Here is a 13,467-nt window from a genome sequence, read left to right on the forward strand (position 1 = left end):
GCGACTCGTGGGCGGTGGAGGATCAGGAGATCCGCGAGCTGTGAGCCAGCGGCCCCGGCCGAGGTGAGCGGTGCGGACGGGAACGAGCACGGTCCGATCGCGCAGGTCCCGCTGTCGAGGCTAGGCCCCGGGCTCCGCACGCACCGGCACTTTCGGGAGCACTTTCGGCAGCACGAAGGAGGCGGAAGAGCGGCAGAACCGGGGCGGTTCCGCGGCAACTACCGAGGATCGCGGGCAGGTTGCCCGCACACGCTCCGCACACCGCTCTGCTCCGGTGCACCCTTGGACACGATCCGCGCGGACCCGCGTGGCCGGCAGTGGACCTGTGTGACCGAGGAGGGGGAACGGGCAATGGGCGACGGGGTTCTGGTGCTGGGCCGAGAGCAGGTGGCCGCCTGTCTGGCCGACCGTCACCAAGAGATCGTGACGGCGGTACGGTCGGCCTATGAGGCGCACGCGGCCGGAACGGCGACCGTGCCGTTCTCCGTCTTCCTCACCGATCCCTCGCGCCCCCGGGACCGCATCGTCGGCATGCCCGCATACCTGCGCGCCGACGAACGCGCCGGAATGAAGTGGATCTCGTCCTTTCCCGGCAACGTCGATGCCGGAAAGGACCGGGCCTCCTCCGTCATCGCCGTCAACTCCCTCGCCGACGGCCGTGTGACATCGTTGATGGAAGGCTCCGAGGTCAACTTCGCCCGCACAGGGGCAAGTGCGGCCCTCGCGGCGCGGACGCTCCACACCGAGGAGCGGCTCAGCACGCTCGGTGTCATCGGCTGCGGCCCGATCAATCTCGCCATCGTGCGGAATCTCCTCGCCGAGTACGGCGGAGAGTGCCGCGTCCTGCTCTTCGACGTCGTCGAGGACCGCGCCCGCCTCTTCGCGACCCGGGTGCGCGCGTTCGCGCCCGGGTCCGACGTCGGGACGGCGGGGTCGACCGATGAGGTGCTCGGCGCCGCGCCGTTGGTGTCGATCGCCACGAACGTCCGAGAGCCGCACATCGCGAGCCTGACCGGCTGTCCCGACGGCGCCACGATCCTGCACATGTCGGTGCGCGACATCGCCCCCGGGGAACTGGAGCGGCGCGACAACGTCGTGGACGACCCCGACCACATCTGCCGGGTCGGCACCTCGCTGCACCGGATCGAACAGCGGCACGGCAACCGGGACTTCATCCGCTGCACGCTGGGCGATGTGCTCCTCGGCCGCTCCGCGCCCCGCCGTGACCGGGACGAGGTGCTCGTCTACTCGCAGTTCGGCCTCGCGATGCTCGACATCGCGGTGGCGGCCCATGTCCAGGAGACGGCGGAGAAGGCCGGCATCGGCACCCGGGTCCCCGACTTCCACGGAGGATGACCCCGAGGCCGCCGGATCGCTCGGAGCGAGGCGGGATCGACCGCGTGCACCACGGGAGGCACAGCAGGGCAGGCGCTGGGTCGAAGACCGTGGGCCGAGGCGATGAAGAGGCATCCGTCACCGCGACCGGCCCTCCTCCGTCCACCGGGGACGCCGCCGTACGCGGGCAAGCAGAGCCCGAGGCGCCACCCGCGAAGCGGCGTCCGCCCGGACTGCCGGCCCGGGCCGCCCCGGGCGCGCGATGGTGTCGGTCATCCGGGTAGCCGTTCGAGGCGGTCCTGACGATCCGGCTCCCCCGGGGCTAACCTGCGGCGGGAGATCCGTTGACTGGAGGTACGTATGCGCCGTTCCGTCGGCCGGAAAACGTCGCTGTTGGCCGTCCTCGCCGTGGTCGCGTCGGTGGGGGCCGCCGCCCCGGTGGCCTCGGCACCGTCCACCGCCCCGCGCCCCGTGCCACCCAAGTCCCCGGTGGCGGTGGGCCACGGGGGAGCGGTGGCGAGCGTCGACCCGGACGCGTCCGCCGCCGGGATCGAGGTGCTGCGCAAGGGCGGCAACGCGGTGGACGCGGCCGTGGCCACCGCCGCCGCTCTCGGCGTGACCGAGCCGTACTCGGCGGGCATCGGCGGCGGTGGCTACTTCGTCCACTACGACGCGAAGAAGCGCACCGTGCGGACGATCGACGGCCGCGAGACCGCACCGCGCAGCGCGGACGCCTCGCTCTTCCTGGAGAACGGCAAACCGATCCCCTTCGAGGAGGGGGTGACCAGCGGCCTCGGTGTCGGGACCCCCGGCACCCCGGCCACCTGGGAGCGGGCCCTGGACGCGTGGGGCAGCAAGTCCCTGCGTACGCTGCTGAAACCGGCCGAGCGCCTGGCCCGGGACGGCTTCGTCGTGGACGACACCTTCCGCTCGCAGACCGCCGCCAACCAGGCCCGGTTCGCCGACTTCCCCGCCTCCGCCGAGCTCTTCCTGCCGGGCGGTGAACTTCCCGCCGTCGGCTCGGTGTTCAAGAACCCCGACCTGGCCCGTACGTACGAGAAGCTCGGCCGTAAGGGCGTCGGGGAGCTGTACCGGGGCGAGTTGGCCGACGACATCGTCCGTACGGTGCGCAGGCCGCCCGTCGACCCGGACGCCACCCGGGTGGTGCGGCCCGGCGATCTGACCCGCGCGGACCTCGCCGCCTACCGGACCCTGCGCAAGGACCCGACGAAGGTGAACTACCGGGGCCTGGACGTCTACGGCATGGCCCCCTCGTCGTCCGGCGGCACCAGCGTCGGCGAGGCGCTCAACATCCTGGAGTCCACCGACCTCTCGCGCGCCGACCGGGTGCGCTACCTGCACCGCCTGATCGAGGCGAGCCGGATCGCGTTCGCCGACCGGGGGCGCTGGGTCGGCGACCCCGCGTTCGAGGACGTCCCCACCAAGGAGCTGCTGAGCCAGCGGTTCGCCGACGCGCGCGAGTGCCTGATCCGGGACGACAAGGCGCTGACCAGCCCCCTGGCGCCGGGCGACCCGCGCGACCCCGAGCGGTGCGGCAGCGGCGGCACGGCCGCGCCCACCACGTTCGAGGGGGAGAACACCACCCACCTGACGACGGCCGACAAGTGGGGCAACGTCGTCGCCTACACCCTGACCATCGAGTCCACCGGCGGCAGCGCCATCACCGTGCCAGGCCGGGGCTTCCTGCTCAACAACGAACTGACCGACTTCTCCTTCGCGCCCGCCAACCCGGCGGTGCACGATCCGAACCTGCCGGGACCGGGCAAGCGGCCGCGCTCGTCGATCTCCCCGACCATCGTGCTGAAGCACGGCGAGCCGGTGCTCGCGCTCGGCTCGCCGGGCGGGGCCACGATCATCACGACCGTGCTCCAGTCGCTCACCGGACACCTGGACCGGGGACTCCCGCTGGTCGACGCGATCGCCGCGCCGCGCGCCAGTCAGCGCAACGCGCCGACGACGGAGATCGAGCCGGAGCTGTGGAACAGCCCGGTCCGCGCGGAGCTGGAGAAGCTCGGCCACTCCTTCAAGCGGAACCCGGAGATCGGGGCCGTCACCGGGGTGCAGCGACTGCCCGACGGCCGCTGGCTGGCGGCGGCGGAAAAGGTGCGCCGGGGCGGCGGCTCGGCCATGGTGGTGCATCCGGGCGGCGGTCACTGAGCCGGCCGGACGCAGCAGGGGCCCGGGGCCGGTATCGCGTGGCACAGCGCGCGGTGCCGGCCCCGCGGCCTTGGCGCGCGACCACCCTGCCGGTCCGGGACGGGCGGGGAGGGGCGCGCCGCCGCAGGGGACCCGTACGGGTCTCTCGTCCACGGGAAGGGGCCCTCCGCACGATGCGCACCCGCATGCTCGCCCTGACATCCGCCGCCTGCGGCGCCGCGCTGCTCGGAGCGGCGGCTCTGCCCGCCTCCGCCACCGGCGCCGGACTCGGCCCCGGCCAGGAGCCGGAATCGGCCGCGGTGGACGCCGCCGGAGAGGAGGCGACCGCGGTGACCGCCGCGGAACTGCTGGCCGAGGTCCGCGCCTGCGCCCGGATCTCGAAAGGCGCGTACCGCACGGACAGCGGCAGCGCGAAGGCCACGGTTCCCGTCTGCGGCGCCCAGGACGCCGTCTTCTGGAAGGCGGACATGGACATCGACTGCGACGGCCGCAGGACCGAGGCCTGCAACCGGAGGACCGATCCGAACTTCCTGCCGGAGACCGCGTTCCAGACCTCCCGCGGCGAACCCCTGGACTCGGCCGAGCTCCCCCACGTGGTCGTGCCGGGCCCGGGCAAGGTGTGGGACTACCGGAAGTCGGGGCTCACCGGCGGCAGTGTCGTGGCGGTCGTGTACCGGGACCGGGTGCGATACGGAGTGATCGGCGACACCGGCCCCACGGGCATCATCGGGGAGGCGTCGTACGCCATGGCGAAGGCCCTGGGCATCGACCCCGATCCGTCGACCGGAGGGGCCGAGTCCGGGGTCACCTACATCGCGTTCACGAACTCCCGTGTCTCCCCGATCGAGAGCTCCGCGCGGGCGCGGAGCCGGGGAGCGGCCCTGGCCAGGGAGTTCGTCGGACGCTCCTAGGTTCTGTCGGTCCGGAGCGGTCCGCGGCCCGTGGCCCGTACGGTGTGCTCACAGCGTGGTCAGGACGCGCGGGCCGTCGTCCCGGATCGCCACCGTGTGCTCGGCGTGCGAGGCACGGCTGCCGTCCGTCGTCCGCAGCGTCCAGCCGTCCTCGTCGTGGCGGAACTCGTCGCCGCCACCGCCGATCAGCATGGGTTCGATCGCCAGGACCATGCCGTGCCGCAGCACCATGCCGCGCCCCGGCCGCCCCTCGTTCGGTACGGACGGGTCCTCGTGCATGGACCGGCCGATCCCGTGGCCGCCGTAGCCCTCCAGGATGCCGTAGCCCGCGTTCCGGCAGACCGTGCCGATCGCGTGGGCGATGTCGCCGATCCGGTTGCCGACCACGGCCGCGCCGATCCCGGCCGCCAGGGCCTCGTACGCGGTGTCGACGAGCCGGGTGTCCTCCGGGCGGGCCTCTCCCACGATGAAGCTGATCGCCGAGTCACCGGCCCAGCCGCCCAGGAGGGCCCCCGCGTCCACGCTGACCAGGTCCCCGTCGCGCAGCGGTTCGGCCGAGGGGATGCCGTGCACGACCGCGTCGTTGACCGAGACGCAGACGACGGCCGGGAACGGGGTGGACGCGAAGTGCGGCTTGTAGTTGAGGAAGGGGGAGGCGGCTCCGGCCCCGCTCAGCACTTCGCGGGCCGCCTCGTCCAGGTGGCGGGGGGTCACGCCGACCGCCGCCACCTCCCGCGCGCGGGTCAGCATCTGCGCGACGACCCGGCCGGCCTCGCGCATCGCTTCGATGGACGTATCTGTCTTGATGTGCACCATGCCGATTACTATACCGGTCGAAGTGGTATAGTAATGACGGTATAGAAATGGCATTCCGTAGTAGGATGGGCCCATGGTCCGCACCCCCCTGACACCCGAAGAGCGCCTGCGCGGCGAACGGCTCGGCATGGTGCTCCGTGCGGCGCGCGGGGAACGCAGCATGGCCGCCGTCGCCGCGAGCGCCGGAATCTCCGCGGAGACGCTCCGGAAGATCGAGACCGGCCGCGCGCCCACGCCCGCCTTCTTCACCGTGGCCGCCCTCGCCGGAGCGCTGGGCCTCTCCATGGACGAGATCCTCGGCCGCTGCGCGCCGGAACCGGCCGCCGCTCCGCTGATCGCGTAGGGCCCTGGGGCGCGCCCCGACCGGCGGGCCGCCCCTCCGGACGCGTAGGGTCGCGCCGTGACCCTCCAGGACTTCGCACGCAGCGAGTACGTCAGCCTGACCACGTACCGGAAGAACGGCACACCCGTCGCCACGCCCGTCTGGGCCGCCGCCGATGGCGGTGTGCTGTACGTCTGGACCCGCTCCGACTCGTGGAAGGTCAAGCGGCTGCGCAACAACGGCAAGGTCGTTGTCACCGTCTGCGACGTGCGCGGCAGGATCGCCGAAGGGGCCCCCAGCGCCGAGGGCGCCGCGAAGCTCCTCGACGAGGACGGCACCCGCGCGGTGCGCGGACTGCTGGCGCGCAAGTACACCTGGAAGTTCTGGCTCGTCGACCGGCCCGCGACGGTCGTACGGCTCGGCAAGCGCCCGCACACCGGGATCGCCATCACCTTCTGAGCCCGGCCCGCCGAGGCGGCCGAGGCCCCCGGAGTCACCTTGAACGCCACCGGAGACCGGGACCGTATCCGTTGTGGACCGGTCGGGTGCGAAACATGATCGACTCCGCCGGTTCACGGCGATGGTCTTGCCCCGCCGGACGGAGGGGCTTACGTTCTCCATCCATGCACCGATCTACGTGCGTAGAGAACGCGTGCAGGCTCTCTGACGCCGCGTCGAAGGAGCAGCTCATGTCCCACGTCGTACGCGCCGCACTCGTCCAGGCGACCTGGACCGGCGACACCGAATCCATGATCGCCAAGCACGAGGAGCACGCGCGCGAGGCCGCCCGGCAGGGCGCGAAGATCATCGGCTTCCAGGAGGTGTTCAACGCCCCCTACTTCTGCCAGGTCCAGGAGCCCGAGCACTACCGCTGGGCCGAGCCGGTACCCGACGGGCCGACCGTCAGGCGTATGCGGGACCTGGCCCGTGAGACCGGCATGGTCGTCGTCGTACCGGTCTTCGAGATCGAGCGGTCCGGCTTCTACTACAACACCGCGGCCGTGATCGACGCCGACGGCTCGTATCTCGGCAAGTACCGCAAGCACCACATCCCGCAGGTCAAGGGATTCTGGGAGAAGTACTACTTCAAGCCCGGCAACGCCGGCTGGCCGGTCTTCGACACCGCGGTCGGCAAGGTCGGCGTCTACATCTGCTACGACCGGCACTTCCCCGAGGGCTGGCGCCAACTCGGACTCGGCGGAGCCCAGTTGGTGTACAACCCCTCGGCCACCTCGCGCGGACTCTCCAGCCACCTGTGGCAGTTGGAGCAGCCCGCCTCCGCCGTCGCCAACGAGTACTTCGTCGCCGCGATCAACCGGGTCGGCCAGGAGGAGTACGGCGACAACGACTTCTACGGAACCAGCTACTTCGTCGACCCGCGCGGCCAGTTCGTCGGGGACGTGGCCAGCGACAAGGAAGAGGAACTCCTCGTCCGCGACCTGGACTTCGACCTGATCGAGGAAGTCCGCCAGCAGTGGGCCTTCTACCGGGACCGACGGCCCGACGCCTACGACGGGCTGGTGGAGCCGTGACCGGACTGCACGAGCGCCACCTCGCCGTCAGCCCCGAGTGGCTGGCCCTCTACTACCGCCACCCCCTGGAACTCACCCACGGCGAGGGCCGCCACGTCTGGGACGCGGACGGCAACCGCTACCTCGACTTCTTCGGCGGCATCCTCACCACGATGACCGCCCACGCCCTGCCCGAGGTGACCAAGGCCGTCGCCGAGCAGGCCGGGCGCATCATCCACTCCTCCACCCTCTACCTCAACCGCCCCATGGTGGAGATGGCCGAGCGGATCGCCGCCCTCTCCGGCATCCCCGACGCCCGGGTCTTCTTCACCACCTCCGGCACCGAGGCCAACGACACCGCGCTGCTGCTCGCCACCGCGTACCGCCGCTCCAACCAGATCCTCGCGATGCGCAACAGCTACCACGGCCGGTCCTTCTCCACGGTCTCCATCACCGGCAACCAGGCATGGTCGCCCACGAGCCTGTCCCCGCTCCAGACCTTGTACGTCCACGGCGGCGTCCGCAGCCGGGGACCGTACGCCGAGCTCAGCGACGAGCGGTTCATCCAGGCGTGCGTCGCCGACCTGGAGGACCTCCTCGGGCACACCCGCCGGCCCGCCGCCCTGATCGCCGAGCCCATCCAGGGCGTCGGCGGCTTCACCTCTCCGCCCGACGGCCTGTTCGCCGCGTTCCGGGAGGTCCTGGACCGGCACGGGGTGCTGTGGATCTCGGACGAGGTGCAGACCGGCTGGGGCCGTACCGGCGAGCACTTCTGGGGCTGGCAGGCGCACGCCCAGAACGGGCCGCCGGACATCCTCACCTTCGCCAAGGGCATCGGCAACGGCATGTCCGTCGGGGGAGTGGTGGCCCGCGCCGAGGTGATGAACTGCCTCGACGCCAACTCCATCTCCACCTTCGGCGGTTCGCCGGTCACCATGGCCGCGTCGCTCGCCAACCTCTCGTACCTCCTGGAGCACGACCTCCAGGGCAACGCGCGGCGCGTCGGCGGGCTCCTCATCGAACGGCTGCGGGGCGTCGCCGCCGGCTCGCCCGCCGTACGCGAGGTGCGCGGCCGCGGCCTGATGATCGGCATCGAGCTGGTGAGGCCCGGCACCGACGAGGCCGACCCCGAAGCCGCCGCGGCCGTCCTCGAAGCGGCCCGCGCGGGCGGGCTGCTCATCGGCAAGGGCGGCGGCCACAGCACCAGCGTTCTCAGGATCGCCCCGCCGATGACCCTGACCGTCGCCGAGGCCGAGGAAGGCGCGGCGATCCTCGCGGAGGCCCTGCACGCGGCGGGCTGACCCCCGCCCGGCGGAGCCCGTACGTACCCGAACCGCGCGGGGCGGCCCCCCGGCCGTACGCCCAGAGGGCCGGCGGGCGCCCCGAGTTAAGGAGACTCCCATGAGCCGCACCGTCATCCACGGCGGCCTGGTCATCACCGCGTCCGACGAGATCCACGCCGACGTGCTCGTCGAGGGCGGCCGGATCGTCGCCCTCGCCGCCCACGGAACCGACGCCGCCGCGAGCTGGAGCGCCGACCGGCGGATCGACGCGGCGGGCAAGTACGTCATCCCGGGCGGCGTCGACGGGCACACCCACATGGAGATGCCGTTCGGCGGGACGTACGCCGCCGACACCTTCGAGACCGGCACCCGGGCCGCCGCCTGGGGCGGCACCACCACCATCGTCGACTTCGCGATCCAGAGCGTGGGCCGCTCCCTGCGCGAGGGGCTCGACGCCTGGTACGGGAAGGCCGACGGCAACTGCGCCATCGATTACGCCTTCCACATGATCCTCGCGGACGTGAACCCCTCCTCGCTCAAGGAGATGGACCTCCTCGTCTCCGAAGGGGTCACCTCCTTCAAACTGTTCATGGCCTACCCCGGCGTCTTCTACAGCGACGACGGCCAGATCCTGCGCGCCATGCAACGGGCCTCCGGCAACGGCGGGTTGATCATGATGCACGCGGAGAACGGCATCGCCATCGACGTCCTGGTCGAGCAGGCGCTCGCCGAGGGCCGCACCGACCCCCGCTACCACGGGGACGTACGCAAGGTCGCCCTGGAGGCCGAGGCCACCCACCGCGCCGTCCAGCTCGCCCGGGTCGCCGGATCCCCCCTCTACGTCGTCCACGTCTCCGCCGACGAGGCCGTGGCGGAGATCGCCGCCGCCCGCCACCGGGGCCTCCCCGTCTTCGGCGAGACCTGCCCGCAGTACCTGTTCCTGTCCACCGACAACCTCGCCGAGCCCGGATTCGAGGGCGCCAAGTACGTCTGCTCCACCCCGCTGCGTCCCAGGGAACACCAGGAAGCCCTGTGGCGGGGCCTGCGGAACAACGAACTCCAGGTCGTCTCCACCGACCACTGCCCCTTCTGCTTCTCGGGTCAGAAGGAGATGGGCCGCGGCGACTTCTCCAAGATCCCCAACGGCATGCCGGGCGTCGAACACCGCATGGACCTGCTGCACCAGGCCGTCGTGGACGGGCACATCACCCGCCGCCGCTGGATCGAGATCGCCTGCGCGTCCCCGGCCCGGATGTTCGGCCTCTACCCGAAGAAGGGGACCATCGCCCCGGGCGCCGACGCCGACATCGTCATCTACGACCCGGCCGCCGAGCAGACCCTCTCCGCCGAGACCCACCACATGAACGTCGACTACTCGGCGTACGAGGGCAAACGCATCACCGGAAAGGTCGAGACCGTGCTGTCGCGCGGCGAACTCGTCATCGAAGGACGGAAGTTCACCGGCCGTGCCGGACACGGCATGTACACCCCCCGCGCCACCTGTCAGTACCTGGACTAATCTCGCCGATCACGCCGGGCTCGCGGGGTCTGGTGCCGCACCTCGCGGCGTTGTCGTCACTACCGACGCTCCGCGTCGACTCCCTCCTCCGCCTTGCGATGCACGGCACCAGACCCCGCTCCCTGATCCGGCCTGATCGACAAGACACCCCTAGGAGATCCCGCCATGGACTTCGGACTCGTCCTCCAGACCGACCCGCCCGCCTCCGCCGTCGTCGGCCTGATGCGCCGCGCCGAACGCAACGGCTTCCGCTACGGCTGGACCTTCGACTCGGCGGTGCTCTGGCAGGAGCCGTTCGTCATCTACAGCCGCATCCTGGAGCACACCGACCGGATGACCGTGGGCCCGATGGTCACCAACCCGGGCACCCGCACCTGGGAGGTCACCGCCTCCACCTTCGCCACCCTCAACGACATGTACGGCAACCGCACCGTCTGCGGCATCGGGCGCGGCGACTCCGCGATGCGCGTCGCGGGCCGCCGGCCCAACACGCTGGCCCGCCTCGGCGAAGCCATCGACGTGATCCGGGACCTCGCGGAGGGCCGGGAGGCGACGGTCGACGGGCGGCCGGTGCGGATCCCGTGGGTGAAGGACGGGCGGCTGCCGGTGTGGATGGCGGCGTACGGGCCCAAGGCCCTGGCCCTGGCCGGGCAGAAGGCCGACGGCTTCATCCTCCAGCTCGCCGATCCCTTCCTCACCGAGTGGATGATCAAGGCGGTACGGGACGCGGCCTCCGACGCCGGGCGGGACCCGGACTCCGTCACCATCTGCGTCGCCGCCCCCGCCTACGTCGGCGACGACCTCGACCACGCCCGGGAGCAGTGCCGCTGGTTCGGCGGGATGGTCGGCAACCACGTGGCGGACCTGGTCGCCCGCTACGGCGAGCACTCCGGCCTGGTCCCCGATGAGCTCACCGACTACATCGCCGGACGCTCCGGCTACGACTACAGCCACCACGGGCGCACCGGCAACCCGGACACCACCTTCGTCCCGGACGGGATCGTCGACCGGTTCTGTCTGCTGGGTCCCGCCGAGGCGCACATCGAGAAGCTGCGGGCGCTGCGGGACATGGGTGTCGACCAGTTCGCGCTGTACGACATGCACGACGCCCGGGAGGCGACCATCGACGCCTACGGAGCCGAGATCATCCCGGCCCTGAGCTGATCGGTACGGTAGCCTGTGCAGCCGTTCGGGCATCGACGGGGGAGGCACGGATACGTGGCGCAGTACTTGTTGTTGGTGTACGAGGACGAGCCCATGACGAGTGCGCTGCCCTCGGAGGAGGAAGCGGCGCTCGTGGGCCGGTTCCAGGACTTCATGCGGCGCAACGGGGCGAGCGTGGAGCGGGGTCAGCGGCTCCACCCGACCTCCACGGCCACCTCGGTGCGGCGGGACGCCGAAGGCGGCGTCCGGATCAGTGACGGGGCGTTCGTCGAGTCCAAGGAAGTCGTCGCCGGGTACTTCCTGATCGAGGCGGAGAACCTCGCCGAGGCGCTCAGGCTGGCCGAGGAGGTTCCCGTGCCCAACGGCGGGATCGAGGTCAGGCCGATCCGTTCCGTGCCGGGCGCCTGAATCGCTGTCGCCCGCGCACACGAGTTCTCGGAGCGGCCATGGATGCGACCGTCGCGGACGCCGTCGCCAGGGCACACAGCAGGCAGTGGGGTTTCGTGCTCGCGGCCACCGTGCGCGTCGCCCGGGATCTCGACCTCGCCGAGGAGTGCGTCCAGGAGGCCTATGCCCAGGCGTTGCGGCAGTGGCCGCAGGAAGGGGTGCCGAAACGGCCCGAGGCATGGCTGACCACGGTCGCCCGGCGCCGTGCCGTGGACGCCCTGCGCCGCCTCGACACCTTGCGCGGCAAACTGCCGCTGCTGGCCGGTGACGACACCGCTCCGCCCGCGGACCAGGACCTCGTCGACCGCGATATTCCGGACGACCGGCTGCGGCTGATCTTCACCTGCTGCCACCCCTCGTTGGATGCCGACACCCGGGTCGGTCTCACCCTGCGGCTGGTGTGCGGTCTGTCCACCGCCGAGGTCGGCCGGGCGCTGCTCGTCTCGGAGCCGACGATGGCGGCCCGTATCACCCGTGGCAAGAAGAAGATCAAGACCGCCGGAATCCCCTACAGGGAACCGTCGCCCGAGGAGCTTCCCGCTCGGCTCGACGCCGTGCTGGACGTCGTGCACCTCGTCTTCAGCACCGGGCACACCGCGCCTTCCGGGGAGCGACTGCAGCGACGTGACCTGATCGAGCGGGCGCTGCATCTCGCGCGCGTACTGCACCAGTTGCTGCCCGCCCAGTCCGGCGCGGCGGGGCTGCTCGCGCTCGTTCTCCTCACCGACGCGCGCCGCCGCGCCCGCACCCGTCCCGACGGTTCGCTGGCGCTGCTCTCCGAGCAGGACCGGACGCTCTGGAACGCCGAGGAGATCCAGGAGGGGCTGCGGCTGGCCGCGTCCGCCCTGCGGCACCGGCCGCCGACCCGGTACGCGCTGATGGCGGCGACCGCCGCCGTGCACGCGCGGGCTCCGAGCTGGGAGGCCACCGACTGGCCCCGCATCGTCGACCTCTACGACGACCTGCTGCGGATCTGGCCGTCACCGGTGGTGGCGTTGAACCGCGCCATCGCCGTCGGACAGGCGTACGGCCCGGAGGCCGGCCTGCGGTGTCTGGCGCAGCTCTCCGCCGAACCCAAGCTGACCGACTACCAGTACTTCGCCGCTGCCCGGGCGGACTTCCTGCGTCGGCTGCACCGCTTCGACGAGGCACGGGCCGCCTATCGGGAGGCGCTCGCGAGGACCACGAACGCGGTGGAGCGGGAGTTCCTCCGGTCGCGCATCGATGAACTGGGTGCTCTCCCGTAACCACTGCCGGCCCTGTGCATTGCTCCTGAAATGCCGAGATTCCCCGCCCGGTCGCCACGGAATGATCGGTATCCATGCCTCCGCTTAAAGTGCGCAGAGCGCAAGCGGAAGGCGCGCATTCTCGTGAGGCAGCCGAAAATTGCCGCCGCGGAGGGCGCATTGGTACTGTCCGGCGGACGTCGAACATCTAACGTCGAAAACTTCATCAGGCGGGGGAAAAATGTCTGAGTCGAATGCTCTTGTCGGCGCCGAGGAAGCAACCCGGACGCGCGAGCACAATCGCAAGATCGTTTCGCGGTACATGAACACGCGCGGTCAGGATCGCCTACGGCGTCACGAATTGTTCACCGAGGACGGACAGGGCGGTCTCTGGACCACGGACACGGGTGAGCCCATCGTCATCCGAGGCCGTGACCGGCTGGCCGAGCACGGGGTGTGGTCCCTGCGCTGCTTCCCCGACTGGCAGTGGATCGACATCGAAATCTTCGACACGCAGGACCCGGACCAGTTCTGGGTGGAGTGCAACGGTGTCGGAAAGATTCTCTTCCCTGGTTACCCGGAGGGGCGCTACGAGAATCACTTCCTGCACCACTTCACCTTCGAGGGTGGAAAGATCAAGCGGCAGCGGGAATTCATGAACCCCGTCCAGCAGTTCCGCTCCCTGGGAATCGAGGTGCCGAAAATCGTGCGGGAGGGAATCCCGACGTGAATCGGAAAAGAAATCTGCATCTCGT

General features: G+C 71.0%; 13 protein-coding genes. 12 read left to right on the top strand and 1 reads right to left on the bottom strand.

Annotation, left to right across the window (positions count from 1 at the left end; genetic code table 11):
- Positions 1–282 precede the first annotated feature (282 nt).
- The 3 genes from PSQ21_RS30725 to PSQ21_RS30735 all read left to right on the top strand — a co-directional run bounded on the left by PSQ21_RS30725 (position 283) and on the right by PSQ21_RS30735 (position 4,424).
- Positions 283–1,356 carry a 2,3-diaminopropionate biosynthesis protein SbnB gene (locus PSQ21_RS30725; RefSeq protein ID WP_274034570.1) on the top strand — a complete coding sequence of 358 codons (1,074 nt, stop codon included), beginning with the start codon at positions 283–285 and terminating at the stop codon, positions 1,354–1,356.
- 339 nt (positions 1,357–1,695) lie between these two features.
- Positions 1,696–3,513, top strand: a complete 1,818-nt coding sequence (gene ggt, locus PSQ21_RS30730; RefSeq protein WP_274034571.1) for a gamma-glutamyltransferase — start codon at positions 1,696–1,698, stop codon at positions 3,511–3,513.
- 173 nt (positions 3,514–3,686) lie between these two features.
- Positions 3,687–4,424 (top strand): glycoside hydrolase family 75 protein, encoded by a 738-nt coding sequence (locus tag PSQ21_RS30735; protein ID WP_274034572.1) that lies wholly within the window; start codon positions 3,687–3,689, stop codon positions 4,422–4,424.
- Between the two features lie 48 nt (positions 4,425–4,472).
- Here the strand turns inward: PSQ21_RS30735 and map are convergent, their stop codons facing one another.
- Positions 4,473–5,240, bottom strand: coding sequence for a type I methionyl aminopeptidase (map, locus tag PSQ21_RS30740; RefSeq protein ID WP_274034573.1), 768 nt, complete (start codon positions 5,238–5,240; stop codon positions 4,473–4,475).
- A 73-nt stretch (positions 5,241–5,313) separates the two neighbouring features.
- Here map and PSQ21_RS30745 point away from each other — a divergent pair, with 73 nt between their 5' ends.
- From PSQ21_RS30745 to PSQ21_RS30785, 9 genes are all read left to right on the top strand, one after another.
- Positions 5,314–5,583 carry a helix-turn-helix domain-containing protein gene (locus tag PSQ21_RS30745; protein ID WP_274034574.1) on the top strand — a complete coding sequence of 90 codons (270 nt, stop codon included), beginning with the start codon at positions 5,314–5,316 and terminating at the stop codon, positions 5,581–5,583.
- A gap of 57 nt (positions 5,584–5,640) precedes the next feature.
- Positions 5,641–6,021 (top strand): PPOX class F420-dependent oxidoreductase, encoded by a 381-nt coding sequence (locus PSQ21_RS30750; RefSeq protein ID WP_274034575.1) that lies wholly within the window; start codon positions 5,641–5,643, stop codon positions 6,019–6,021.
- A 230-nt stretch (positions 6,022–6,251) separates the two neighbouring features.
- Positions 6,252–7,094 (top strand): nitrilase-related carbon-nitrogen hydrolase, encoded by an 843-nt coding sequence (locus PSQ21_RS30755; protein WP_274034576.1) that lies wholly within the window; start codon positions 6,252–6,254, stop codon positions 7,092–7,094.
- On the top strand, positions 7,091–8,374 hold the full coding sequence (locus PSQ21_RS30760; protein ID WP_274034577.1) for an aspartate aminotransferase family protein: 1,284 nt from the start codon (positions 7,091–7,093) through the stop codon (positions 8,372–8,374). Before PSQ21_RS30755 ends, PSQ21_RS30760 begins: the two co-directional genes overlap by 4 nt.
- A gap of 100 nt (positions 8,375–8,474) precedes the next feature.
- Positions 8,475–9,875 (top strand): dihydropyrimidinase, encoded by a 1,401-nt coding sequence (gene hydA / locus PSQ21_RS30765; RefSeq protein WP_274034578.1) that lies wholly within the window; start codon positions 8,475–8,477, stop codon positions 9,873–9,875.
- Between the two features lie 165 nt (positions 9,876–10,040).
- Positions 10,041–11,039: a TIGR03842 family LLM class F420-dependent oxidoreductase gene (locus tag PSQ21_RS30770; RefSeq protein ID WP_274034579.1), complete on the top strand. Its 999-nt coding sequence runs from the start codon at positions 10,041–10,043 to the stop codon at positions 11,037–11,039.
- A 54-nt stretch (positions 11,040–11,093) separates the two neighbouring features.
- Positions 11,094–11,447, top strand: coding sequence for a YciI family protein (locus PSQ21_RS30775; RefSeq protein WP_274034580.1), 354 nt, complete (start codon positions 11,094–11,096; stop codon positions 11,445–11,447).
- Positions 11,448–11,485: 38 nt separating this feature from the next.
- The gene (locus PSQ21_RS30780) at positions 11,486–12,733 is read left to right on the top strand and encodes an RNA polymerase sigma factor (protein WP_274034581.1); all 1,248 of its coding nucleotides are present in this window, start codon (positions 11,486–11,488) and stop codon (positions 12,731–12,733) included.
- Between the two features lie 220 nt (positions 12,734–12,953).
- Positions 12,954–13,442, top strand: coding sequence for a PhzA/PhzB family protein (locus PSQ21_RS30785; protein ID WP_274034582.1), 489 nt, complete (start codon positions 12,954–12,956; stop codon positions 13,440–13,442).
- The last annotated feature ends 25 nt before the right edge of the window (positions 13,443–13,467 follow it).

The sequence above is a fragment of the Streptomyces sp. MMBL 11-1 genome (assembly GCF_028622875.1).
Taxonomy (GTDB): Bacteria; Actinomycetota; Actinomycetes; order Streptomycetales; family Streptomycetaceae; genus Streptomyces.

What these genes read in the sequence shown, in the direction of transcription:
- ggt (WP_274034571.1), top strand. Translation starts at nt 1,696, where the DNA reads ATGCGCCGTTCCGTCGGCCGGAAAACGTCGCTGTTGGCCGTCCTCGCC.
- PSQ21_RS30735 (WP_274034572.1), top strand. Translation starts at nt 3,687, where the DNA reads ATGCGCACCCGCATGCTCGCCCTGACATCCGCCGCCTGCGGCGCCGCG.
- map (WP_274034573.1), bottom strand. Translation starts at nt 5,240, where the DNA reads ATGGTGCACATCAAGACAGATACGTCCATCGAAGCGATGCGCGAGGCC.
- PSQ21_RS30745 (WP_274034574.1), top strand. Translation starts at nt 5,314, where the DNA reads ATGGTCCGCACCCCCCTGACACCCGAAGAGCGCCTGCGCGGCGAACGG.
- PSQ21_RS30755 (WP_274034576.1), top strand. Translation starts at nt 6,252, where the DNA reads ATGTCCCACGTCGTACGCGCCGCACTCGTCCAGGCGACCTGGACCGGC.
- hydA (WP_274034578.1), top strand. Translation starts at nt 8,475, where the DNA reads ATGAGCCGCACCGTCATCCACGGCGGCCTGGTCATCACCGCGTCCGAC.
- PSQ21_RS30770 (WP_274034579.1), top strand. Translation starts at nt 10,041, where the DNA reads ATGGACTTCGGACTCGTCCTCCAGACCGACCCGCCCGCCTCCGCCGTC.
- PSQ21_RS30780 (WP_274034581.1), top strand. Translation starts at nt 11,486, where the DNA reads ATGGATGCGACCGTCGCGGACGCCGTCGCCAGGGCACACAGCAGGCAG.
- PSQ21_RS30785 (WP_274034582.1), top strand. Translation starts at nt 12,954, where the DNA reads ATGTCTGAGTCGAATGCTCTTGTCGGCGCCGAGGAAGCAACCCGGACG.